This window comes from Chelatococcus sp. HY11 (genome assembly GCF_018398335.1).
In the GTDB taxonomy this organism is placed as follows: Bacteria; Pseudomonadota; Alphaproteobacteria; order Rhizobiales; family Beijerinckiaceae; genus Chelatococcus.
Genome location: NZ_JAHBRX010000002.1, coordinates 85,919 through 107,886, shown reverse-complemented (window position 1 = coordinate 107,886; position 21,968 = coordinate 85,919). Strand labels below are relative to the sequence as shown.

23 protein-coding genes are annotated in these 21,968 nt (G+C 61.2%); 12 read left to right on the top strand and 11 right to left on the bottom strand.

Annotation, left to right across the window (positions count from 1 at the left end; all coding sequences use genetic code 11):
* Positions 1-10: 10 nt before the first annotated feature.
* The 7 genes from KIO74_RS21600 (at position 11) to KIO74_RS21570 (ending at position 5,607) form a co-directional block, all read left to right on the top strand.
* A complete protein-coding gene (locus tag KIO74_RS21600) occupies positions 11-886 on the top strand; it encodes a branched-chain amino acid ABC transporter permease (protein WP_213336467.1) in 876 nt (291 codons plus the stop codon).
* Complete coding sequence (locus tag KIO74_RS21595; protein WP_213336464.1) at positions 883-1,875, top strand: branched-chain amino acid ABC transporter permease; 993 nt, start codon at positions 883-885, stop codon at positions 1,873-1,875. Before KIO74_RS21600 ends, KIO74_RS21595 begins: the two co-directional genes overlap by 4 nt.
* A complete protein-coding gene (locus tag KIO74_RS21590) occupies positions 1,868-2,650 on the top strand; it encodes an ABC transporter ATP-binding protein (RefSeq protein ID WP_213336462.1) in 783 nt (260 codons plus the stop codon). The genes KIO74_RS21595 and KIO74_RS21590 overlap by 8 nt, the downstream gene beginning before the upstream one ends.
* Positions 2,647-3,396, top strand: coding sequence for a branched-chain amino acid ABC transporter ATP-binding protein (locus tag KIO74_RS21585; protein WP_249731427.1), 750 nt, complete (start codon positions 2,647-2,649; stop codon positions 3,394-3,396). The genes KIO74_RS21590 and KIO74_RS21585 overlap by 4 nt, the downstream gene beginning before the upstream one ends.
* A gap of 30 nt (positions 3,397-3,426) precedes the next feature.
* Positions 3,427-4,122, top strand: coding sequence for a flavin reductase family protein (locus KIO74_RS21580; protein ID WP_213336459.1), 696 nt, complete (start codon positions 3,427-3,429; stop codon positions 4,120-4,122).
* A 145-nt stretch (positions 4,123-4,267) separates the two neighbouring features.
* The gene (locus tag KIO74_RS21575) at positions 4,268-4,969 is read left to right on the top strand and encodes a GntR family transcriptional regulator (protein WP_213336456.1); all 702 of its coding nucleotides are present in this window, start codon (positions 4,268-4,270) and stop codon (positions 4,967-4,969) included.
* A 389-nt stretch (positions 4,970-5,358) separates the two neighbouring features.
* On the top strand, positions 5,359-5,607 hold the full coding sequence (locus KIO74_RS21570) for a DUF982 domain-containing protein (RefSeq protein WP_213336452.1): 249 nt from the start codon (positions 5,359-5,361) through the stop codon (positions 5,605-5,607).
* Positions 5,608-5,665: 58 nt separating this feature from the next.
* On the opposite strand, the gene KIO74_RS21565 is transcribed toward KIO74_RS21570, so the two are convergent.
* From KIO74_RS21565 to KIO74_RS21550, 4 genes are all read right to left on the bottom strand, one after another.
* Positions 5,666-6,682, bottom strand: a complete 1,017-nt coding sequence (locus KIO74_RS21565; protein ID WP_213336449.1) for a hydroxyacid dehydrogenase — start codon at positions 6,680-6,682, stop codon at positions 5,666-5,668.
* A 175-nt stretch (positions 6,683-6,857) separates the two neighbouring features.
* Positions 6,858-7,610, bottom strand: a complete 753-nt coding sequence (locus KIO74_RS21560) for an SDR family NAD(P)-dependent oxidoreductase (protein ID WP_213336446.1) — start codon at positions 7,608-7,610, stop codon at positions 6,858-6,860.
* A gap of 120 nt (positions 7,611-7,730) precedes the next feature.
* Positions 7,731-8,459: an SDR family oxidoreductase gene (locus tag KIO74_RS21555; protein WP_213336444.1), complete on the bottom strand. Its 729-nt coding sequence runs from the start codon at positions 8,457-8,459 to the stop codon at positions 7,731-7,733.
* A gap of 29 nt (positions 8,460-8,488) precedes the next feature.
* Entirely contained in the window at positions 8,489-9,535 is a 1,047-nt protein-coding gene (locus tag KIO74_RS21550) for a LacI family DNA-binding transcriptional regulator (RefSeq protein WP_213336441.1), read from the bottom strand.
* A 227-nt stretch (positions 9,536-9,762) separates the two neighbouring features.
* Here KIO74_RS21550 and KIO74_RS21545 point away from each other — a divergent pair, with 227 nt between their 5' ends.
* The 4 genes from KIO74_RS21545 (at position 9,763) to KIO74_RS21530 (ending at position 13,900) form a co-directional block, all read left to right on the top strand.
* Positions 9,763-11,064, top strand: a complete 1,302-nt coding sequence (locus tag KIO74_RS21545) for an ABC transporter substrate-binding protein (RefSeq protein ID WP_213336438.1) — start codon at positions 9,763-9,765, stop codon at positions 11,062-11,064.
* Between the two features lie 232 nt (positions 11,065-11,296).
* Positions 11,297-12,181 carry a carbohydrate ABC transporter permease gene (locus KIO74_RS21540; protein WP_249731529.1) on the top strand — a complete coding sequence of 295 codons (885 nt, stop codon included), beginning with the start codon at positions 11,297-11,299 and terminating at the stop codon, positions 12,179-12,181.
* Positions 12,182-12,198: 17 nt separating this feature from the next.
* On the top strand, positions 12,199-13,068 hold the full coding sequence (locus tag KIO74_RS21535; protein WP_213336436.1) for a carbohydrate ABC transporter permease: 870 nt from the start codon (positions 12,199-12,201) through the stop codon (positions 13,066-13,068).
* Positions 13,069-13,081: 13 nt separating this feature from the next.
* Entirely contained in the window at positions 13,082-13,900 is an 819-nt protein-coding gene (locus tag KIO74_RS21530; protein ID WP_213336434.1) for a sugar phosphate isomerase/epimerase family protein, read from the top strand.
* A 36-nt stretch (positions 13,901-13,936) separates the two neighbouring features.
* On the opposite strand, the gene KIO74_RS21525 is transcribed toward KIO74_RS21530, so the two are convergent.
* From KIO74_RS21525 to KIO74_RS21495, 7 genes are all read right to left on the bottom strand, one after another.
* Positions 13,937-15,112: a mandelate racemase/muconate lactonizing enzyme family protein gene (locus tag KIO74_RS21525; RefSeq protein WP_213336431.1), complete on the bottom strand. Its 1,176-nt coding sequence runs from the start codon at positions 15,110-15,112 to the stop codon at positions 13,937-13,939.
* A 20-nt stretch (positions 15,113-15,132) separates the two neighbouring features.
* Complete coding sequence (locus KIO74_RS21520) at positions 15,133-15,861, bottom strand: amino acid ABC transporter ATP-binding protein (protein ID WP_213336428.1); 729 nt, start codon at positions 15,859-15,861, stop codon at positions 15,133-15,135.
* A complete protein-coding gene (locus tag KIO74_RS21515) occupies positions 15,842-16,495 on the bottom strand; it encodes an amino acid ABC transporter permease (RefSeq protein ID WP_502762122.1) in 654 nt (217 codons plus the stop codon). The genes KIO74_RS21520 and KIO74_RS21515 overlap by 20 nt, the downstream gene beginning before the upstream one ends.
* Complete coding sequence (locus tag KIO74_RS21510; RefSeq protein ID WP_291978323.1) at positions 16,488-17,204, bottom strand: amino acid ABC transporter permease; 717 nt, start codon at positions 17,202-17,204, stop codon at positions 16,488-16,490. The genes KIO74_RS21515 and KIO74_RS21510 overlap by 8 nt, the downstream gene beginning before the upstream one ends.
* Before the next feature lie 100 nt (positions 17,205-17,304).
* Positions 17,305-18,093 carry a transporter substrate-binding domain-containing protein gene (locus KIO74_RS21505; RefSeq protein WP_213336425.1) on the bottom strand — a complete coding sequence of 263 codons (789 nt, stop codon included), beginning with the start codon at positions 18,091-18,093 and terminating at the stop codon, positions 17,305-17,307.
* A gap of 82 nt (positions 18,094-18,175) precedes the next feature.
* Positions 18,176-19,036, bottom strand: a complete 861-nt coding sequence (locus KIO74_RS21500; RefSeq protein WP_213336422.1) for an amidohydrolase family protein — start codon at positions 19,034-19,036, stop codon at positions 18,176-18,178.
* 28 nt (positions 19,037-19,064) lie between these two features.
* Positions 19,065-20,384, bottom strand: a complete 1,320-nt coding sequence (locus KIO74_RS21495; protein ID WP_213336419.1) for an aspartate aminotransferase family protein — start codon at positions 20,382-20,384, stop codon at positions 19,065-19,067.
* A 408-nt stretch (positions 20,385-20,792) separates the two neighbouring features.
* On the opposite strand from KIO74_RS21495, the gene KIO74_RS21490 reads away from it, so the two are divergent.
* Entirely contained in the window at positions 20,793-21,896 is a 1,104-nt protein-coding gene (locus tag KIO74_RS21490; RefSeq protein ID WP_349629227.1) for a LacI family DNA-binding transcriptional regulator, read from the top strand.
* The last annotated feature ends 72 nt before the right edge of the window (positions 21,897-21,968 follow it).

Genomic DNA, 21,968 nt, shown 5'->3' with positions numbered 1-21,968 from the left:
GGATAACGCGATGGATACCGCTTTCGCGCTGCAACTGCTGGTCAATGGCCTGATGATCGGGGCGGTCTACGCCCTGATCGCTTCCGGCCTGTCGCTGACATTCGGCGTGATCGGCATCGTCAACTTTGCCCATGGCGAGCTTTACATGGTCTTCGCCATGCTCGCCTATTTCGTCGCCGGCTATCTGGAGACGCCGTTCAGCCTGTCCATCGCGCTCGTCATGCTGACCGCGCTCTGCGTCGGCGCCGTGCTCTACGAGGTGCTTCTGCGCCGCCTCGCGGGCAAGGATTTCGAGCGCAGCGTGCTCGGCACCATGGGTCTCGCCATGGTGCTGCAGAACGGGGCGATTTTCCTGTTCACCACGACGCCGCGCATGGTGCCGCATACGCTGTCCTACAGCGCCTACACCTTCGGGAGCGTGGCTGTGCCGGCGCTCAAGCTGCTCGCCGCCGCGCTCGCCACAGCGGCGCTCGGCCTCGTCTGGTGGATGCTGCATCACACCCAGCTCGGACGCGCCATGCGCGGCCTTGCCCAGAGCCACGACGCGGCGATGATGGTCGGGATCGACGTACGCGCCGTCAGCCGGCTCGCCGTCGCCATCGGCGTCGGCCTCGCGGGGCTTGCCGGCGCGGCGCTCGCGCCGGTCTATTCCATCCATCCCACCATGGGTTTCGCCTTCATCTTCAAGGCATTTGCCATCGTCACCATCGGCGGGCTGGGCAATTTCGGCGGCACGATCATCGCCGCCCTGATGATCGGCATGCTTGAGAGCTTCGCCGGAACGCTCGGCTCGCTCGTCATGGCCGACACGCTGAGCTTTGCCTTCATGATCCTCATTCTCCTGTTCAAGCCGGAAGGCTTGTTCGGGCGGGGAGTACGCATATGAACGGGCGCCTTCTTGCCGCCATCCTGATCGTAGCCGGCGTGGCTGTCGGCCTCTTCGGCAGCACCTATGTGCTCACCGTGGGCATCTCGGCGGCGATCTTCGCGACGGTGGCCACGGCCTTCAACATGGTCTACGGCTACACCGGCCTGCTGTGCCTCGGGCAGGTCGCCTTTCTCGGCATCGGCGCCTATGGCTCGGCGGTGCTGTCGAAGGACTACGGCTTGTCGTTCTGGCTGTCCGCCCCCGCCGGCGCTGCCCTTGCCAGCCTGTTCGGCCTCCTCATCGGCTATTCGTCGTTGCGCCTGTCGCGCCATTCCTTCGGCATCGCCACGCTCACCGCCTCTTTGTTGTGCGTGATCCTTGCGCGCAACTGGGTTGAGGTGACCCGTGGCTCGATGGGACTGCCCGGCTTGCCGGCGCCGCATCTCGGCAGCCTGAGCATCGAGCATCCGCGCGATTTCTTCTGGCTGGCCTTCGCCTTCGCCATAATCTCGATCGCTATCATGGCGGCCGTCCTGTCGAGCCGGATCGGCCGCGGCTTTCTGGCGGTGAAGGGCAATGAGGCGCTGGCACGCACCCAGGGGCTCAATACGCTGGGTTACAAGCTCTTGTCACTGGCGATCTCGGCCTTCTTCACCGGGCTTGGCGGCGCGCTCCTCGTGACGCATCTCACCATCGTCGATCCCTCGATATTCGACTTCTACTACACCGAGACCCTCCTCATCATGGTCGTCATCGGCGGGCTCGGTCATTTCTGGGCGGTCATCCTGTCGGCCGTCGCCTTCACGGTCATTCCGGATCTGCTCCTGTTCTCCAAGGACCTGCGCATGATCCTCTACGGCTTCGTCCTCATCGCGGCGGTGCTGAGCTTCCCCAAGGGGATAGCCGGACTGGCGCGCCAACGGGCGGTCGACGGATGGCGCAAGCGCCTTGCCGCCCAGGCACGCCAGGCCGCGCCAGCCACGTCAGGAGGCTCGAGCCATGGCTGAGCCACTGCTGCGCGTCGAAGGTCTCGTCAAAAGCTATTATGGCACCAAGGCGGTGGACGGTCTCAGCTTCACCGTTGCCGGCGGCACCATCACCGGCGTCATCGGGCCCAATGGTTCGGGCAAGAGCACGACCATCGATTGCATCTCGGGCGTGCAGAAGGCCAATGGCGGCGACTGGTTTCTGGCCGGCGCGCGCCTGACCGGGCTGTCGCCGGAAGCGCATTCACGCGCCGGCCTGGTACGCACGTTCCAGATGGTGCGCTGCTATGACGATCTGTCCGTGCTCGACAATCTGCTGGTGGCCGTTCAGGAGCATCAGAACGTCGGCTGGTTCGATGCGTTGCTGCGCACCGGACGGCTCAGGACCGCAGAACGCGAGGCCAGGGAGGCGGCAGTCGCGGCGCTTGGCAAGGTCAACCTCTCCGCCTATGCCGAAGCGCCCGCGCAGGTGCTGTCTTACGGTCAGCGCAAACTGCTCGCCATCGCGGCGCTGATCGTGGCACGCCCCAAGCTCGCCATTCTCGACGAGCCCGTGTCCGGCATCAATCCCACCATGATCGCCGAGGTCGAAAAGGCCCTGCGCGAGCTGCGGGCGCTGGGGACGACGCTGCTGGTCGTCGAGCACAACATGGATTTCCTGATGGCGCTCAGCGATCACGTCATCGTTCTCGTCGGCGGCCAGTTGCTGACGCAAGGGCGGCCGGACGACGTGCAATCCGACCCGCGCGTGCTCGATGCCTATCTCGGCACGGCCATTCCGGAGGTCGCGGCATGAATGGGGCTATCGCGAACGGGCCTATCCTCTCGCTGCGCAATCTGTCGGCCGGCTATGGCGATGAGCCGATCGTCGAGGACGTGTCGCTCGATATCGAGGCACGGACCATCACCACCATCGTCGGCTCGAACGGCGCCGGCAAATCGACACTCCTCAAGGCGCTCTACGGCCTCAATCGCCGGTTCGCCGGCACTATCATGTTGCAAGGCCAGGCGATCGAGGAACTGTCGCCGATCCGCCGTCTGGAACAGGGCCTCGCCTTCGTGCCGCAGGGGCGTTGCAATTTCCCGCTGATGAGCGTGCGCGAGAACCTCTCGCTCGGCGCCTACGGGCTGGCGCGGGAGGTGGCGGCCCGGCGTCTGGACGGGATCTTCGCCCTGTTCCCGGTACTGGCCGCGAAGCCCCATGTGGCCGCGGGCAATCTCAGCGGCGGCGAGCAGCAGATCCTCGAGATGGCCATGGTCCTGGTGAAGGAGCCACGCGTCCTGCTTCTCGACGAGCCTTCGATCGGGCTGTCGCCGAAGAATCTCGGCATCGTGCTGCAGGTCGTGCGCGACATTCAGAACGCCGGCACCACCATCATCATGGTGGAGCAGAATGTGAAGGGCGCGCTCTCGATCTCCGACACCGCCGTGGTGATGGAACTCGGCCGGGTCATCGCCGTGGACACGCCCGCGAGGATCATCGGCGATCCGACCATTTCCCGCGCCTATCTCGGCCGCCGCGCCTCGGCATCCGATGCGTGATCAGCACTCAAACTCATCGAGTATGCGACCATGACCGCAGAAACGCTCTCCGACGATCTTGCCGGTCTGGCGCAGGCCCCGACGGCGGCTTTCGATTTCGCCACCCTGAGCGGGCGCGACAAGTACAAGCTGCTGATCGGCGCCGTCGTGCCGCGCCCCATCGCCTGGGTCACGACGATCGACGGCGAAGGGCGGGTCAATGCCGCACCGTTCAGCTTTTTCAATTGCCTGTCCGCCGACCCCGCCATCCTGGCGATCGGCGTTGAGTATCGCCCCAGCGGCGCGCAGAAGGACACCGGGCGTAACATCAAGAATACGCAGGCGTTCACGGTCAACATCGCCTCCAGTCGACTGCTGGAGGCGATGAATGTAACGGCCGTTCCCTTCGGGGCCGGTATTGATGAGCTGGAGCAGGCCGGTCTTCACGCGCGGCCTGGCGTGAAGGTGGCGTGCCCGGCCATAGCCGAGGCGCCGGTCGCCTTCGAGTGCCGCCACCATGTCACGCTGTCGATCGGCAATTCACGGGAGATCGTCCTCGGCGAGATCGTCTACGCGCATCTGCATGCCGACATTGTCAACGAGCGCCTGCATGTCGATCCCCGGGCTTTGGACGCAGTCGGCCGCATGGGCGGGCAGGGCTACGCATCGACACGCGACTATTTCGACCTCGCGACCATGAGCGAGGCCGAATGGGCGAGCGGCGCCATCCCGACGCGCATACGCTGAGAACGGCGGTAAATCTGCCGCATTCCGGGACGCATACCCCGTCAACCGCTTGCGGCGGCTGGCGCGGGCTATTAGCCTGCGGCATGCCGTACAAATCGCTGTATGAATCGTATGCGATTTTCGGCGTTGGGAAGCAGGACCGGATATGACGAAAGATAAGGCGGCGGCGGGGGGGCGCTCCCCAGCGGTACATAGGGCGCTCAAGCGGGCGATCCTCGACCAGGCGCTGCCACCAGGCACCAAGCTGCCGGAGGATTCCATCGGCGAGCGCCTTGGCGTCAGCCGCACTCTGGTGCGCGAGGCCCTATTGCGGCTCAGCGAGGAAGGGCTCGTCGAACTCAGGCCCAATCGCGGCGCCGCTGTGGCGCGCCCCAGCCTCGAGGAAGGCTACGACCTGTTCGTCACGCGCTTCGCGCTTGAGAAGCTCGTCGTCGAACTGCTGGCCGGCAAGCTCACCGGTTCCCAGCAGGATGCGCTGTCACGGCATATCGACAGCGAGGACGAGGCGCGCCGCCATGGTGACGCGCGCTCCATTCGCCTCGCGGGCGAATTCCATACGCTGCTCGCCTCGATGACCGGCAACGCCACGCTCATCCGCTACGTCAACGAACTGGTGGCGCGCAGCTCGCTGATCCTCGCGCTCTATGGCCGGCCGCATTCATCCGAATGCGCGATTTCCGAACACCGGCAGTTGCTGGAGGCATTGAAGGCGGGTGATGCCGCCACCGCCACGCAGCTGATGACCCACCATCTCGAATCGGTGACGACCCGGGCCTTGCTGACGCGCGACAAGGTCGAGGACATCCGTGATGTCCTCGCCAGCTACGCAGCCGCGGAGGGGCTTTGACCACGGCGGTCAGGCGCTTGCGACGCAGTCGGTCATGTGCATCCGCTTTGAGAATCAACCGATGATTGAGCGCCATCTGGCAGCCCAAAACTCGATCAAGGCATTCACGCCAAAAAATATCCGGACCGCGCCAAGCTTTCGTCCCTGGGTGAGTTGCTTGAAATAGGCTTCGGTGTGAACAGTCGTTTTTTGATCCGGACGCCTGATAAGCCGAACGGAACCACGACAGACCCCGCCTTGAGCCTTTACGCCTCGTTAACGATTCCGGGCGTCTCTTCGTAACGATTGGCTTCGCGGCGAGAGGGATTCTCGCCCCGGGAGAGGGGATGGGAACAAATTCACCCGCCCTTCGATACTGAAAGGACGACCGGCAGTTTCTGGAGGACGCAATGAGCGACTGGCATTTTGCCACCCCTGTTCGCCTGACATTCGGGCCCTCGCAACAGCGTATGATCACCAATGCCTGGGAGGCCGTGGAGGTGCTCCTGAGGGATTGGCCAGGGCGCCGCGATCACAGGTATAAGCTCGCTCTCGTCGCCTGCCAGGACGCCTTGGAGGGTTTTCGATCCGGCCGCATCGCGCGCAAGGCCTTGGTCAGGGCCGCCAGGATGGCGGGCTTCGGCGTCTCCTCACGCTAGCCGGCCTTAGCCGGCGCGCGCCTGGCTCCTGACCGCAGCCAGTGCTGCTCAGGAAGCCTCACGCCATGTTGGGCAGCATGGACTTGGTCACTTCATGACGAAGCGTATCGCCAGCGAGGAAACGCAATGCCTCGTCAACCGCTGTCGCGCCTTGCCGCAGATAGGTCTCATGAGTGTGGCCCGCGGCATGGGGAGCGAGGATGGCATTCGGGAGCGCTCGCAGGGGACTGTCATCGGCCAGAGGCTCCTTGTCATAGACGTCGAGCACAGCCGTGAAGCGTCCCCTTCGCAATTCGGCAATGAGCGCCTCCTCGTCAATCAGGGCGCCACGCGCCGTATTGATGAAAAGCGCGCCGTCCTTTACGCGCGCAAGCTCAGCGGTGCCAATCATGTGCCGGGTTTCCGGGAGCGATGGCACATGGAGGGAGACGATATCGCTCTCCGTCAGGAGGCGATCGAGGCTCGCGAGTTCAACGCCGAGTTCCGCAGCGCGAGCGTCGTCGAGAAAGGGATCATGCATGAGGATACGCGCGTTGAAGGCCCTGAACTGCCGCACCATCATGCGGCCGATATAGCCCGCGCCCACAAGGCCGACGGTCTGCTCGCCGAGGAGGCGGCCAAGAAGGCGCGCGCGCAGTTCAAACCATGGCTCCCTGGCGCGCATTCCCTCCGCTAGCCCAACCGGATGACGCAAGAAATTGAAGACATGCGCCATCACGAACTCGGCCACCGCCTCACCGATGTGAATGGCCGAATGGGTCACGCGGATCCTGTCGCTCTCGATCGCGGCGAAGGGCACGAGCTGTCGGATGCTTCCTGCGGCGTGCGTGACGAGCTTCAGGTTCTGGCATTGCTCTAGAACCGTCTCATCCAGCCGTGGCGTGCCCCAGCCCGTGATGGCGATCGTCGCGCCTTCGAGAAGTCGCGGCAGCGCCGCGGCCGCCAACTCGCCCTCACCCGGGGCGATGACGACAGCCTGTGTCGACAGCCGTTCCTCGGCAGCCGGCGGAATGAGCTGCCCGCGCATCTGCGGTGTCAGCAAGATGGCAACGACCGGCTTTGCATGCTCCGACATGGACGCCTCCTTCCCTGGTACGGCCGCACTGCTCGTGTCAGCCCTCGCTGCACGCCTCAGTGATGCTGAGTAAAATGGCGAATACTCATGTGGACCTCAGAATGCCGCCACATGTATTTGAGTGAGTGCCAACTCCCCGAAAGCAAGAAGCAATCAAGGGTTCTCTATTTCTATTCTAAAAGCCAACACCACCGTTGATCTGGGTGATTTCCCCCGTGATGTAAGACGCGCGGTCTGACGCCAGAAACAGCACAGCGTCGGCCACGTCCTGGGGCACGCCTTCTCGCCGCAAGGGCGTCCGCTCGACAGATGCTGCCCGTCCCTGCGGCGTGTTGAAGGTGTCGTGGAAACGCGTGCCGATGAGGCCAGGCGCCACCCCATTCACACGAATGCCGCTTGGACCGACCTCCTTCGCCAACGCTCGCACGAAGGTGGCGACAGCGGCCTTGCTGGACGCATAATGCGCGGCGCCCGGCCCGCCGCCATCGAAGGCCGCCAGCGATGACATCATGACGATGGCGCCGCGCCGGCGGGGTTCCATCGACCTGAGCACGGCCTGCACGACGAGAAAAGTGCTGAAGACATTGACGGAATACGCCTCCTGCCACAGCTCGAGACTGGACTCGACACAGCGCGCCCGGCGCAGCAATCCGCCTGCGTTAGCGAACAGCACGTCGACTGGCCCGAGCTCGCTTTCGGTTTTCGCGACGATCGCTGCCACCTCCTCCGGCTTGCTCATGTCGGCCTTGAACCCGCGGGCGACTTGGCCCCGCGCGCCGCATTCCACCTCAATTGCACGAGCTTCCTGTTCACTGGTGATATAGGTGAACGCGACCTTGGCGCCCGCTTGCGCAAAGGCTGATGTCGTGGCGCCCCCGATGCCGGAGGCACCACCGGTGATCAGCACGACCTTGCCTGAAAAATCCATCTGCTTCTTCCCTATCTATCTCTGCATTCATGCGTTGTCGCGCAACGTCTTCGTTCGTTTCTGGCATTCATAAAGGACAAGCGCCGCATTATGCGCAGTCGATCCAGCATCGACCGGCTCTCAACGTTGACTGGGGCCAATATGCAGTTCCGCCACATGCGCCCGCGGCGGCAGGCGCATAATGAAGAGGCAAGCCGCGGCGACATCTTCCGGTCGCAGCGCGGCGGCGCGCGCTTCCGGCGCGACAGGCGTTGGCCGGCGATCAAGAAGCGGGGTATCCGTCATGCCTGGCAGGATCGCGCTGGCGCGAATGCCGTTCTGCCATTCCTCTTCCATCAGGGCGTGTGTCAACGAAAGCACCCCGGCTTTGGTCGCCTGATAGGCCGCTCCTGACTTGTCCGGTTTACGCGCGGCCGTGGATGCGATGTGAATGATCAATCCATTCCCGCGGGCGCGCATCCTGGGGAGAAATACTTTTGATAGATTGAACGCGGCAGTCAGATTGCTGTCGATCATCTTTGCCCAGCTATCGGACGTCAACTGATCGAACGCGCGCTCGGGAATATTCGTGCCCACGGAATTGACCAAGGTGTCAACCGTATCGAGATCAATTCCAGCGACGGCCTCCGCCAGGGCCGCGGCATCTGATGCATCCGCGACGAGCGTGGCGACCTTGCAGCCGGGGGCTGCCTCACGGACCAGAGCCGCCGTCATGTCGAGCCCCGCCGAATTGCGTCCGAGCAGGATGAGTGCGGCCCCCGCCCGCGCGGATGCGATCGCCGTGGCCCGCCCCATCCCGCTGCTCGCCCCCGCGATGAAGATCGTACGCCCCGCCAGGTCCTGGTTCATCTCCCGTCCTCCCTCGTCTTGCCGCATGGTCAGCCGCTGCGGACAGTCATGCGTGCCTGCGCGGTTGATCCCCGGACGATCAACTGCGGCGGCACATTGATGAAGGCTTCTTCCGTTGCGATCTCGTCGCCCTCGACCCGCCGGATCAACAATCCCACAATCTGTTCGGCCATGGCCAATACGGGCTGGCGAATGGTCGTCAGGGGGGGATAAACGATCTCCGCCATCGCGATGTCATCGAAGCCGACAATGGAGATGTCGTCCGGCACGCGAAAGCCGAGATCGCGGGCCCCGGCATAGGCGCCAAGCGCGTACATGTCGTTGCCGCAGACCACCGCGGTCGGGGGCTCATCGCGGCTAAGGAGCTCCCGGATACCGATCCGTCCAAGCTCGGACCCCTCCATGTCGCCGAAACCGATGACCCCGCCACCCTGCCAGCGCAGTTCCTCGGGAAGCTCCAGCCCGGCGCGCGCCAGCGCCGCGCGCACACCGCTGACACGATCGATGCGGCTGTTGGTCTTGATCGGGCCTGTGACCACGCCAATACGCTTGTGGCCGAGCCCAATCAGGTGTTGCGCGGCCAGCATGCCGCTCAGCGCCTGGTCGACACTGATGCTGCAGGTGACGCAATACTGTTCGTCGTCACCGATGCGCTGGTCGAACGCCGCGATCTTCAATCCACGCGTGACGAGATCGCGCAGGTGATCGAAATTGAGCGGTGAGGATCCGAGAATGACGCCGGTAACACCTGAACCAAGCAGCGCCTCCGCATAGCGCGCCTCCACGTCGGGATCGCGCTCCGCGTTACAGATCAGCAGACGATAGCCATGGTTCCGCGCCGCGCGCTCGACATGATGCGCGACCGCCCCCCAAAAAGGATTGGCAGCGGACGGAATGATGAGGCCGAGCGATGTATTCAGCCCTGACTTGAGCTGCCGCGCCGCGCTATTGGGCGTATACTTGAGCCATTCGATGGCATCGAGAACACGCTGGCGGGTTTCCGGGCGCATCTTGTTGCCCCGGCCATTGATCACATTCGATACGGTGCTGGCCGACACTCCCGCGACCTTTGCCACATCGTGAATTCCCGGCATTTCCCCACCGCGTTTAAAACTTGTGATCGCTTACTGCAACGATTTACCGATATGATCGATCCAGCCGCTTGTCAAATGCTCGATCGGAGGAAGATCGCGTAAGGCTACGCGAAACAAGGGAGTATAGCTGGGTTGACGACCCGCCTGTTTTGGTGTTTCGTTGCACTAACGATGACCGGCTACAGGTCCATATAACGGGGAGGAAACCCATGTCGGTACTTATGAACCGGCGCGCCGTGCTGCGCCAAGGCGGGGCCTTGATCGGCGCTGCCGCCGCATCCAGCTTGCCACTTGCGTCCAGCTTCGCTCAGGAAAAAGTGCGCGTGCGCTTCGCCGGATATGTTGAATCTCAGGAGCAGCTCACCCAAACGCTGGCCGCGCTCAAGCTTTACACGCAGAAGAACCCGAACGTTGAAATCATTCCCGAATTTACAAGCTTCGGTGCATTCACGGACAAGATTGCGACAGAAACGGCTGGGGGGAATTCCCCTGACATGTTCAGCGTCAACGTCGATTTGCTCGCGGAATATGCGCGCCGGGGTGTGACGACACCGCTCGACGCTTATGTTCCAAATCCCATAAACTTGTCCGACTATCTGCAGAGTGCCGTCAATGCCGCCAAGTTCGACGGCAAGCAGTACGCCATTCCGAATGACGCGATTGGCCCGACCATCATCACCAATGCGTCAGCCTTCGAGAAAGCCGGCATCAAGATTCCCGCTGATATGTGGACCTGGGAAGAACTAGCCGAGACAGCAACGGCTCTGAACAAGGCGCTCGGGCCGCGCTTCTGGGGCGTCGAAGACGCCGGCGGGAACTATATTCCCTGCGATATTTTCCTGCGTTCGCGTGGAAAGTCGATGTTCACCCAGGATCACCGCCTCGGCTTTGAGCTTGAGGACATGGAGGCGTGGTACGCCTATTGGCAAAAGCTGCGTGAAACACGAGCGACGCCGCCCGGGGACGTACAAGCCCTGGCGGGTAATGACGATCCCAGTACCTCGGGCATCGTCGCAGGCCGCGCGGCGATGAACATCACGCTGACTGACAGCTTCGCCGGCTTCCAGGCGCTCAGCCAGGATAATCTCATTCTTCATATGATGCCGAATGGTTTCCGTGGCGGCGAGATGAAGCAAAGGCATTATTGCTACGCCGGCAATTCGACGACGGTTTCCGGCAAGTCCCCCAATCAGAAGCACGTCATCGATATTATCCGCTTCATGCATTTCGACCCCGAAGGCGCGAAGACCTACTATGTCGGCAGTGGCATGATCCCTTGTTCAAAGGCCGCCCGCGATGCCTTCGCGGCGACTGGATCTGAAGCCGATCGCAAGATCATCGCCTATCTCGACGTTCTGCAGAAGGAGCCAGCCGCGCCACGATACCCCGGCGTTCCCGGCATGACCGGCATGCTGACCCGCGCCAATGAAGGGGTCGCGTTCGGGAAGCTCACGCCCAAGCAGGCTGCGGAACAATTTGTCAGAGAAGTGAGCGCGCGACTGAAGAAATAGCGGGTTTTCTTCGAGGGCCCGGCACGCGAAAACACATGCGTGCTCCGGCAATTCCCGCACGCTGTCCATGATCACGGGGATTGCTTCCAGCACGGAAGCCGCGATGGCTGTGCAACAGCCATCGCACCCATTCTCTTAGGGATGAGCAACCATGAGCATGATCGTGCAGGCGAAACTTCCCGCCAATGCGACGTCGGCACATCCCGTTCCCCGCCGGCGCGTAAAGGTCGGCATGGACGCCAACAACAACGTTGCGGCCTTTCTGTTTCTGTCGCCATGGCTGATCGGCATGATCTGCCTGACACTCGGTCCGATTCTGGCGTCGTTCTACTTGTCCTTGACTAGCTACGATATGTTTTCTGCACCGCAATGGATAGGTTTCGACAACTATATCAAGATGGCCTTTGAGGACAGCCGTTACTACCAGTCGCTCAAAGTCACCTTTTCCTACGTCTTCCTGTCCGTGCCCCTCAAGCTGGCCTTTGCGCTTGGCATCGCGATGCTTCTCAATCGCGGCTTGCGCGGCCTCGGCTTTTACCGCTCCGTTTTCTATCTCCCATCCTTGCTGGGAGGCAGCGTCGCCGTCGCCATCATGTGGCGCCAAGTCTTTTCCTATGACGGTATCATCAACCAAGTCCTGCTGAAATTCGGCATCGACGGCCCAAGCTGGATCACGAGCACGGACTACGCGCTCTATACATTGGTCGCGCTCGCGATCTGGCAGTTCGGATCACCGATGGTGATTTTCCTCGCCGGCCTGAAGCAAATTCCGCAGGATATTTACGATGCCGCAGAGGTCGACGGAGCGGGTCCAATCCGCAAATTCGTGAGCATCACGATCCCTATGCTGACGCCGATCATCTTCTTCAACTTCGTTATGCAAATCATCGGCGCGTTTCAGGCCTTCACCCCCGCTTATATTATCAGCGGTGGAAAGGGCGGCCCAGCCGATGCAACGCTATTCTACACTCTCTATCTCTATGAGCAGGCCTTTACCAATTTTCAGATGGGCTATGCCTCCGCCATGGCCTGGGTTCTGGTCGGCATCATCGGAACCGCAACCGCCGCGTCTTTCCTGTCGGCGCGATATTGGGTGCACTACGGCGACGAACGCTGAGTTGAGGAGATCATAGCATGACCGAGGCCGCGACGGCGCAACCGAATCGTCCAAAGCCCGTCAGTTGGCGCGGACTGGCCGTTCATGCCTGTCTCATCACTGGTGCGCTCGTGATGATCTATCCTCTCCTCTGGCTGGCGAGCAGTTCGGTCAAACCGTCCAACCTGATATTTTCCGACCTCAGCCTGTGGCCCGCCCGGTTCAGGTTGCAGAACTACATCGATGGCTGGCGGGGTGCTGCGCTTCCTTTCAGTACGTTCTTCCTCAACTCGTTCATCATCTCCTGCCTTGCCGTCGTCGGTAATGTCATGGCGTGCAGCATGGTCGCCTACGCTTTCGCCCGCCTCAACTTCGCGTTCAAGAAAACTCTGTTCGCGCTGATGATGCTGACGATCATGATTCCGTTGCACGCGACGCTGATACCGCAATACGCGTTGTTCTACAGCCTCGGATGGGTCAATACGTTTCTACCACTCGTCGTGCCGAAATTTCTCGCGGTGGACGCCTTCTTCATCTTCCTCATGGTCCAGTTCATTCGCGGCATTCCGCGCGAGCTTGACGAAGCCGCCACGGTCGATGGCGCGGGACCAATCCGCATCTATTGGTCGGTCATCCTGCCATTGCTCACGCCCGCGCTGGTCACGACAGCCGTCTTCTCCTTCATCTGGACCTATGAGGATTTTCTGTCGCCACTCGTCTATCTCACATCGATGGACAAATACACCGTTCCACAGGGGTTGAGCCTCCTGATGTCGTCCAAGGGCGCGTCATCCTGGGGACCGCTGCTTGCGATGTCGCTCTTGTCACTGGTCCCGTTGTTTCTTGTGTTCTTCATTTTTCAGCGGCGCCTGATCGAGGGCATCGCGGCGACAGGCCTGAAGGGTTGAGGGGAATTCGCTCATGTCCAGGTTTCCTATCACGGTCTTCACCAAGCCTTGGGTTGCCGAGGGCTTGGCCGAACTCGCCGACAAGCTCGCCGCGACCGGTCTCGATGGCGTGGAACTCGCGGTGCGCCCGGGCTACCAGGTCACGCCGGAGACCGCGGCCAGCGGGCTCAAGGACGCGTCACGCATTTTCGCGGCGCGCGGCCTCAGGATAGCAAGCGTGGCGAGCACCGCTGACGAGGCCATGATCGCGGCCTGCGGCGATGCGGGCATACCGCTGATCCGTGTCATGGCGCCGATCGACATGCAGATTGGCTATCACAAGGCCATTGAGAACCATCAGCGTGGCTTCGACGCGCTACTGCCTGCGCTTGACCAGTATAACGTCACCATCGGTGTGCAAAACCACTACGGCTTCTTCGTTGGGAGCAGCACGGGACTGCTCCATCTTCTTGGGAAATACGAGCCGCGCCACATCTGCGCTGTGCTCGACATGGCCCATTGCGCGCTGGATGGCGAGCCTGTTTCCCTGGCGGTCGATATCATCAAGGACCATCTCCACGGCCTCGTGAATTTCAAGAGCGCCTATCGCGCGCGTGTCAACGGCCTCGAGGACGAGGCCGTTTTTAAGGTCAGATGGACCACTCACCGCCACGGCGGCTATTCATGGCGTGAATTTGCCGAATGCCTGCGAGGAATTGGGTTTCGTGGCGCGTTCTGTCTGCCGGCCGAATATTCCAATCCCGCTGGCGGCCCACAACGCATGGGCGATGATGTTCTCCCCTATCTCAGGAAAGACCTCGCCCATCTTCGAGATCTCACGGCGGACTGGTGACACGAACCGGCTTTACCGGGCTCTATGCAACAGACATCAGAGCCAGCCCGTCGGGTCTTCACGGTCGAAGCGAGGCCTTACCACCGCGTCGCGATTGAAGGGGTATCGCGCGATGACGTCGTCGGTCAGTTCGAGGCCGAGCCCCGGCGCGTTGGGCGGCAGCAGGAAGCCATCGACAACCCGCAGTGGCTCCACGAGCAAGGCATGACGCAGCGGGTTCTCGATCGTCGGGAACTCCACCATAAAGCAGTTCGCGGTCGTAAAGGCCGCATGGTAGTTTGATGTCAGCGCTGGTCCGGATCCCCAGGCATGGGGGACGACGCGCACACCGGCGGCGTTCGCCGCGGTCGCAATTCTGCAGAACTCGGCCATCCCACCGCAATGGGCGGCGTCGGGCTGCGCGACATCGAGCGCCGCGCGGTCGAAGAAATGCTTGAACTCGTGCAGCGTTGTCGAGCTTTCACCACCCGAGATCGGCATCCGCGCTTTGGCACGGACTTTGGCATAGCCGTCGTAATCATACGCGGCGCAAGGTTCTTCAAGCCAGGTCAGATCCGCATCGGCCACAGCCTCGGCCACAACAATCGCTTCAGCCGCGCTCCACGGCCGCGGGTTATGCCCCTGCACCATATCCATCATCAAGTACCGCGTCTCACCGATAGTCTCGCGTGCAAGCCGAGCGCGGGCGCCATCATAACGGGGGCCGTAACCGCCGCGGATCTTCACGGCGGTGAAGCCTTTTTCGAGATAGCCGTCGAGTTCCCGGCGAAACTCATCGGCCGTGCCATCGAGCCCGCCGGAGGCATAGATGCGAAGGCGCTCATGCACCTTGCCGCCGAGAAGCTTGTAAGCCGGCAAATCAAGAGCTTTGCCGTTGATGTCCCAGAGAGCCATCTCGATGGCGCTCAGCACACTGACAGCGAAGCCGGCCCTTCCCCAGAACAGGCCGCCCATGTAAAGGCGGCTCCAGACCCCGCCGACATCACTCGCATCGAGCCCGATCGCCATGGTCTCGTAGTGCTCCACGATCGCCTTCGCCGCTTCTGGCGCGAACAGCCCTCCATAGGTCTCGCCAAGGCCGGTGATGCCCGCATCGGTATGCACGCGCACCAGGCAGGCGCAGAACATGGGAATATGGCCGCCTGACCAGGCAACAGGTCCACTGTCAAGCGGCGCGGTCAGCAGGATCGGTTCGATCCGGGTAATTTTCATTGGTGCCTCCCTATGGGCGATCACAAGGTGGATGAGAGAAAGCGGCGCAGCTCTTCCGTGCGCGGCCGTGCGAACAGGTCCTCAGCAGCTCCGATCTCGTGAATGCGGCCGTTGTGCATGAAGGCCACCCAATGAGCGACGCTGCGCGCGAAATTCATCTCGTGGGTCACGAGCACCATGGTCATGCCTGAGCGGGCCAGACCTTCCATGGTGAGCAGCACCTCGCCGGTGAGTTCCGGATCAAGAGCCGAAGTCACTTCATCGAACAGCATGACCTGCGGCGCCATGGCGAGCGAACGCGCGATGGCAACACGCTGTTGCTGCCCCCCGGAGAGCTGGTCGGGATAGGCGTCAAACTTTTCCGACAGCCCGACGGCCGCCAGTACCTCGCGCGCTCGTGCTTCCGCGCGCTCAGACGACCATCGCAGCACGAGCCTTGGCGCCAGCATGATATTACGGCCGACGCTGAGATGCGGAAACAGATTGTAAGCCTGAAACACTATGCCAACATCCTGCCGCAGGCGACGCAGCGCGGAGGGAGCGTGGCTCAACACATGCCCGCCGATGGTTATATTGCCCCGATCGACGCGCTCCAAGCCATTCATGCAGCGGAGCAGAGTGCTTTTGCCTGAACCGCTCCGGCCGATCAAGGCCAGCATCTGGCCCCTCTCCAATCGAAGATTGATGTCCTGCAGCACCTGAAGACTGCCGAAGCGCTTCGAAACACCGTTAACCTCGAGTGCTGACATCGAGCTGCCTTTCAAATCGACGGCTGAGCATCGTCAGGGGAAAACACAGCAGGAAGTAGATGATCGCCGCGCAGAGAAAGACTTTGAACGGCTGGAACGTCGCGTTGTTGATGGCGGTAGCGGCGCGCATCAACTCCGTCATACCGACGACACTGGCGAGTGAGGAATTCTTGATGAGTTTGACAAGGAAGCCGACAGTGGGCGGAATGGCAATACGCAAGGCCTGGGGCAGGATGACATACCAGCGGATCTGCCACGGAGTGAGCGCCAGAGCATCCGCAGCCTCCCATTGCTGGCGAGGCACAGCGAGGATGCAGCCTCGCCAAATCTCCGCGAGGAACGCTGACGCGTAGCAGATGAGCCCGACCGCAGCGGCAACAAAAGGTGGCAGGCGAAAACCGAACAAACCAAGTCCATAGTAGATGAGAAAGAGCTGCACAAGCAGGGGCGTGTTCTGAAACGCTCTGATCCAGACAAGCGCGAGACTGATGCCGACGCGTGAGCCGCCCGTGCGAGCGAGGGCAAGCCACAGCCCCAGCGCGCCACCCACCAGGAAAGCGACGACGGTCAGATAGATCGTCCATTGTGTCGCGATGAGAAGATACCAGACATCATTGAAGCCGAAGCTACGCATGAACAGCACCCGCGATCGTACGCGGCGGCTTCTGCCGGCCGATGAAACGCATGGCGACGGCGTCGAGCATCCATTTGAGCACGAGTGCGAGGGCGAAATAGATCACCCAGATCAGTGCGTAAGTCTCGAACGTTCGATAGGTCTCGGATTGAATTAAATTGGCAGTTCCAGTCAGCTCCTCGACTGAGATGACCGACACGACGCTGGTGCCAAGCATCAGGAGAACGAATTCGCTTGAAAGAGCCGGATAAACGTTACGGAGCGCCGGGGGCAACACGACATAGCGGATCACCTGCCAACGTGTCAGGCCAAGGGATTCGGCCGCCTCGATCTGGCTGCGATGGACAGACTGTAGACCGGCCCTTATGATTTCGGTGGCATACGCGCCAATGTTGACGGACAGCGCGGCAAGTCCGGCAACATAGGGTGACGGCAGCCAACGCATACCGAAGGTCTTGCCGACCTCCGGTATGCCGAAGAATATCAAAAACAACTGCACCAAAAACGGGGTGTTGCGGAAGATCTCAACATAGGTCGCCACCGCAAGGCGCCCATGAGGCGGCCCGTAGGTACGGATGATCGCGCAGCCAAGGCCCAACGTGAGACCGATGACGCCCGTCAGCACTGTCAATTGCACTGTCAGTAAAAAGCCGTCGATCAGCAGTTCGGCGCGGGCGAACACCGCCCCGAACTGGAATTGATAGGTCACGTCGTCGCCCCCGCCCCTGGATTAGGCCTTGTCACTACGGCGGCGCATCTCGGACTGAGGGAGGCCGCCTGCTCTTCTTCGGGTTCACCCTGAGGTGCGCTTAATAAGACGGCAGCTCCGGCATATCAATCTTCAGCCATTTTCTGTGCATGGCTTCGAGAAATCCGTCGGTCTTGTGGTAGAATATCCACGTATTGATCCAGTGCCGCAGGTCGTAATCTGCGTGCCGCGTCCCGATCGTCGGATAGGTCATCGCACCCTCAAACTTGATCTCAAGGTTGAGATCGGGATTTTTCTCGATAATCGACTTCGCGACAGTAATACCCAGCGCAGTCGCCTCGACTTGCCCGGAGGCTAGGGCCTGAAAGGTGGTCGCGTCATCCTCAAAACGTCGAATGTTGTTTCCACCGACAAGCTGCGTCACATACTGGTCCTGGAAACTGCCCCGCGGCACGCCGATCTTGACATCTTTCATGTCCTTCCAGTTCTTGATCTCCTTTGCCTTCGGGCCGATCACGACATGAGGGACGGCGGTGTAGGGAGCTGTCAGGCTGACCACCGCCGCCCGCTGTGGCGTCAGCGTCAGCGTGGCAATGGTGATATCCGCCTGATTGGTCACAAGCGCCGGAATGCGATTGGCACCAGTGACGACAACGAATTCGGCCTCGACTCCAAGATCCTTCGCGATCTGTCGTCCCACTTCGATATCGAGGCCGTCGAGCTTATTGTTGGAGTCGAGCAACGAATAAGGCGTGACATCGTTCTGTACGGCGATGACGATCTTTTTCTTCGAAAGGATACGATCGAGAGCGCCACCATCGGCCTTCACCGTCGATACGCCCGCGACGAATGCCAGAGGGACAAGCAAGGCTGAGAGCAATCTAAGCACTTTGTGCTCCTTCCATGTTTCAAGTCATTGCCAGCTCCGGGCTGTCACGCGTGGCGTGGTCCCTGCTCGGCGCGGCGGTGGATCAACCGGGATAGCCGCCGTGCCACCAGTGCTCGAGCGGATTGGAGTAAAGAATGTGATCTATCGTTTCCTGACTGACGCGAGGCATCGGCGTGCCCTCGACGAAGCGGTTGACCGTCTGCAGCGCCTCGATCGACTCCTCGACAGTTGCAAAGGGGAAATCCGTTCCCCAAAAAATCTTGTTACGCTCAGTGATGCGATATTCCTGTGCGGCAATCAGACTGTTCCAGAATTGCCATGGTCGATAGAATATCGCTGAGACTTCCGTGTAGACATTGACGTTCTTGCGGCAGATGACAATGCACTCTTCAGCCCAGGGATGGGCGAGATGTGCCATGATCATCTTCAGATCTGGATATCGGCGAGCAATCTCGTCGACGTCGGTCGGCTTGCCATACTGGATGGGCGTGCCGGCGGCGAAGGTAGTCCCCATATGCATGGTCAACGGCAGGTTGCGTTTCACGCAATATTCGTAGACAGGAACCATGCGCGGATCGAGCAGGGATACACCGTTGTAAATCGGCCCGAACTTGACGCCCTTGAGATGAAGATCCTCGACTGCATGGACCAGAAGATCCATGGCATCGATACGGCGCGGATCGACGGCGGCGAAGCCGATGAACTTATCGGGATATTTCGCGACCGCGCGCGCGGTCACCTCGTCATTGCCATCGATGCCGGCGCTGTCGTGGTAGCGAAGGCTGAAAATGATCGCCTTGTCGACGCCCCGCATGGCCGCGTGAACGGTGTCCATATCCGCGACCGTGCCGATGGTTCCATGCCGGGCCATTGCCGTACCGCTCACGTAATGCGGTAATACATGCTCATCTTCCCAGATATTGACATGGCAATCGACGATCACGATCCGCCTCCCCTTTTTGATGATGGTTTCAGCCCAACGTACGGACGACTTTCTCTGTGACCGCGATCGTGCGGTCGATATCGTCATCGGTATGGGCAAGCGAAATACTTGATTGCTTTGTCGCCGCCGGAAAATGGAATATTCCTGCGTCTATCATAGCACGACGATATGCAATATCGCGCTCGTTATCGTTGTGAAGCGCTATATCACGCCAGTTGCGTGGCGCATGATCCATAAAGTACAAAGCGAACGCGGATCCCTGGCGCACGAATGTCGTGGGATAGTTGCGCCGCGCGAATATCGCTTCAATTCCCGCCTGCATTCTGGCGCCAAGCCGTTCGAGTTCACCGTATACCTCCGCCTCGCGCGACTTGAGACGGCGAAGGCTGGCGCGAGCCGCCGCCACGTTGACCGGATGGCCATTGTAGGTCCCGGCGATGATGACACGCCGGCTGGGGTCGGGATCGTTGCAAAGCGCCATGATATCGCGCCGGCCTCCGACGACCCCCAGCGGATATCCGTTTGCGACCGCCTTGCCGAAAGTGCAAAGGTCGGGGCGCACGCCGGCTATCGCCTGGTAGCCGCCCAACGCATGACGAAATCCGGTCTTCACCTCGTCAAAGATCAGCACTGTGCCGTAACGGTCGCACAACACGCGCAAGCCTTCCAGATAGCCGGGCAGAGGCTTGACCACACCGATGTTCTGCAGAACGGGCTCCAGGATGAGGGCGGCGACATCACCACGTGCGAGAACCTTCTCCGCGGCGGCAAGATCGTTGTATTCGATCACCCGAACCGTTTTGTCGATGACCTTCGGGACGCCTGCGGTCGTTACGCGCAACGGATATTCTTCGCCTTCCTGGTGATCCTCGACTATATCCTTGGCATCCATAAGATTATACGAGACGTAATCCGACCAGCCGTTATAGCCGCCCTGCATCACCACGACGGTGTCACGGCCGGTCGCCGCGCGAGCGAGCCGCAACGCATAGGAGACAGCTTCCGATCCGGTACTGGTCAGCTGGATCTGATCAAGTCCGGGCACGGCCTCGACGAGCAATTCGGCGATTTCCGCTTCCCATGGCATGGTACCAGCACCGATCAGCGAAGCGCCACTGCCGATGGCCGCTATAACGGCATCGTCGATTTCTTTGTCCGCGTGCCCGAACAGATAGGGCGCAAAACCCGCATGATAGTCGATATACGCATTTCCCTCGACATCCCAGAGGTAGGCGCCCTTGGCGCGTACGAATAGCTTCGCCGGGTTTATCGCGCGATTGATAGACATGGTACCACCGGCAATATACTGGCGTCGTCTGGCCACGGCTTCCGCCACAGTCTCAGTCATCTGGTATTCCTGATTGTCCGTAGGCCACGTAAGCGAATACGTGGCCGTTGGTGTTACGTTACAGTACTGGGGACAAAATCATGCAACGTTGCGCATCGTCGCAACGGATCAACTGTCTTCGGTCGCTGTGAACTCGTCTGGCCGTTCTCGGGGCCGCCTCTGAGGGTCGCTTTGCTGTCCGCTCTGGTTATCGCCACCATAAGCGATGATTTAACGTTAAGTCAACGCCTATCCTGTGGCCCGCCAAACTTTGGCGCCTTCCGATGGGCGAGCCACGCAATCTCGCGGGAATCCAACGATTTCCCCAGATAGTCGGCAACAACTTCGGAATTTCCGGCGGTGTTCCGCTTGCCGCGATCCAGAAATAAATTTAACGTAACATCATCCTATCCGGCGACAGGCGACCGGATGCAAAACCGGACAGCTATGGCCCGTCGTGACAGCGTGAGCAGGAACCCGGCCGACGAGGCCTCGTCTCTCGTGGCGCGGCCTCGGCGCCGGTCAACCCTCAAGGACGTGGCGCGCTTGGCAGGCGTTTCGCCAATGACCGTCTCTAATGTCGTCAATGGCACACTTCGGGGCTACAATGAAGAGACCCGCGACCGTGTGCTTGAAGCCATCGAGCGCGCGAATTATCGGCCGGACATTGCGGCTCGCTCGTTGCGAACGGATCGGCGGATGGCAGTCGGCATGCTCGTGGTCCAAACCGGACGCCGTTTTCTAGCGGACCCCTATATTACCAGTTTGCTGGACGGGCTGTGCGCCGGCCTCAACCAGCGCGGGTATTCCCTGGTCCTGCAGGGCCTGCATGTGGACGAACTGGCGACAGCCTCGCTCGTCCAGCAGCTGCAGACCGACGGCCTCTGCGTGCTCATGTCCGGCAACTTCATGGCGAGTACAGCGTTCCGGGCAACTCTAAAAGCCATGCGCCAGCCGATCGTCATGTTCCAGCAACCCCAACCCGATCCCGACGGCGACATCTGCTCGTTGCGGCAGGACGACTTTGACGGTGGCCGGGTAGTCTGTGAGCACCTGGTGCAACGCGGTGCCCGGCATGTCGTCGCGGTCGTACCGGAGCTGGACTGGCCCGCCATGTCGGCGCGTGTCGCCGGAGCGCGCCACTTCATCGAGGCGTCCGGCGCCCGTACCAGAATGACTGTGCTGACGTCGACCGACGAATCGGCCGCGGCCACCCAAGGCGCGGTTGAGGGCTTCATGGCCTCGCATGCGCGCTTCGACGCCATCTTCGCCGGCAATGACCAGATGGCGATCGCCACGCATCGCCTTTTGACACGTCGCCAGCTTCGCATTCCCGAGGACGTCATGGTGGCTGGGTTCAACGGCCTGGATTTCATCGACTATTTCGGCACCCGCCTGACGACCGTGCGCTCGCCAGCCTTCGAGCTTGGCCAGCTCGGCGCCTATCACATGGTCAAACGGATCGAAACCGGCGCCTTCGACAGCCGCGCGATCACCCTACCGACCGAACTCATGATAGGCACGACGACTTGACCTCGCCGAGAGGCGGATGGGGCACGAAGGGGGCATTCCTCTTGGTCCCCGCGCCTTGAGCGCTCACACCGG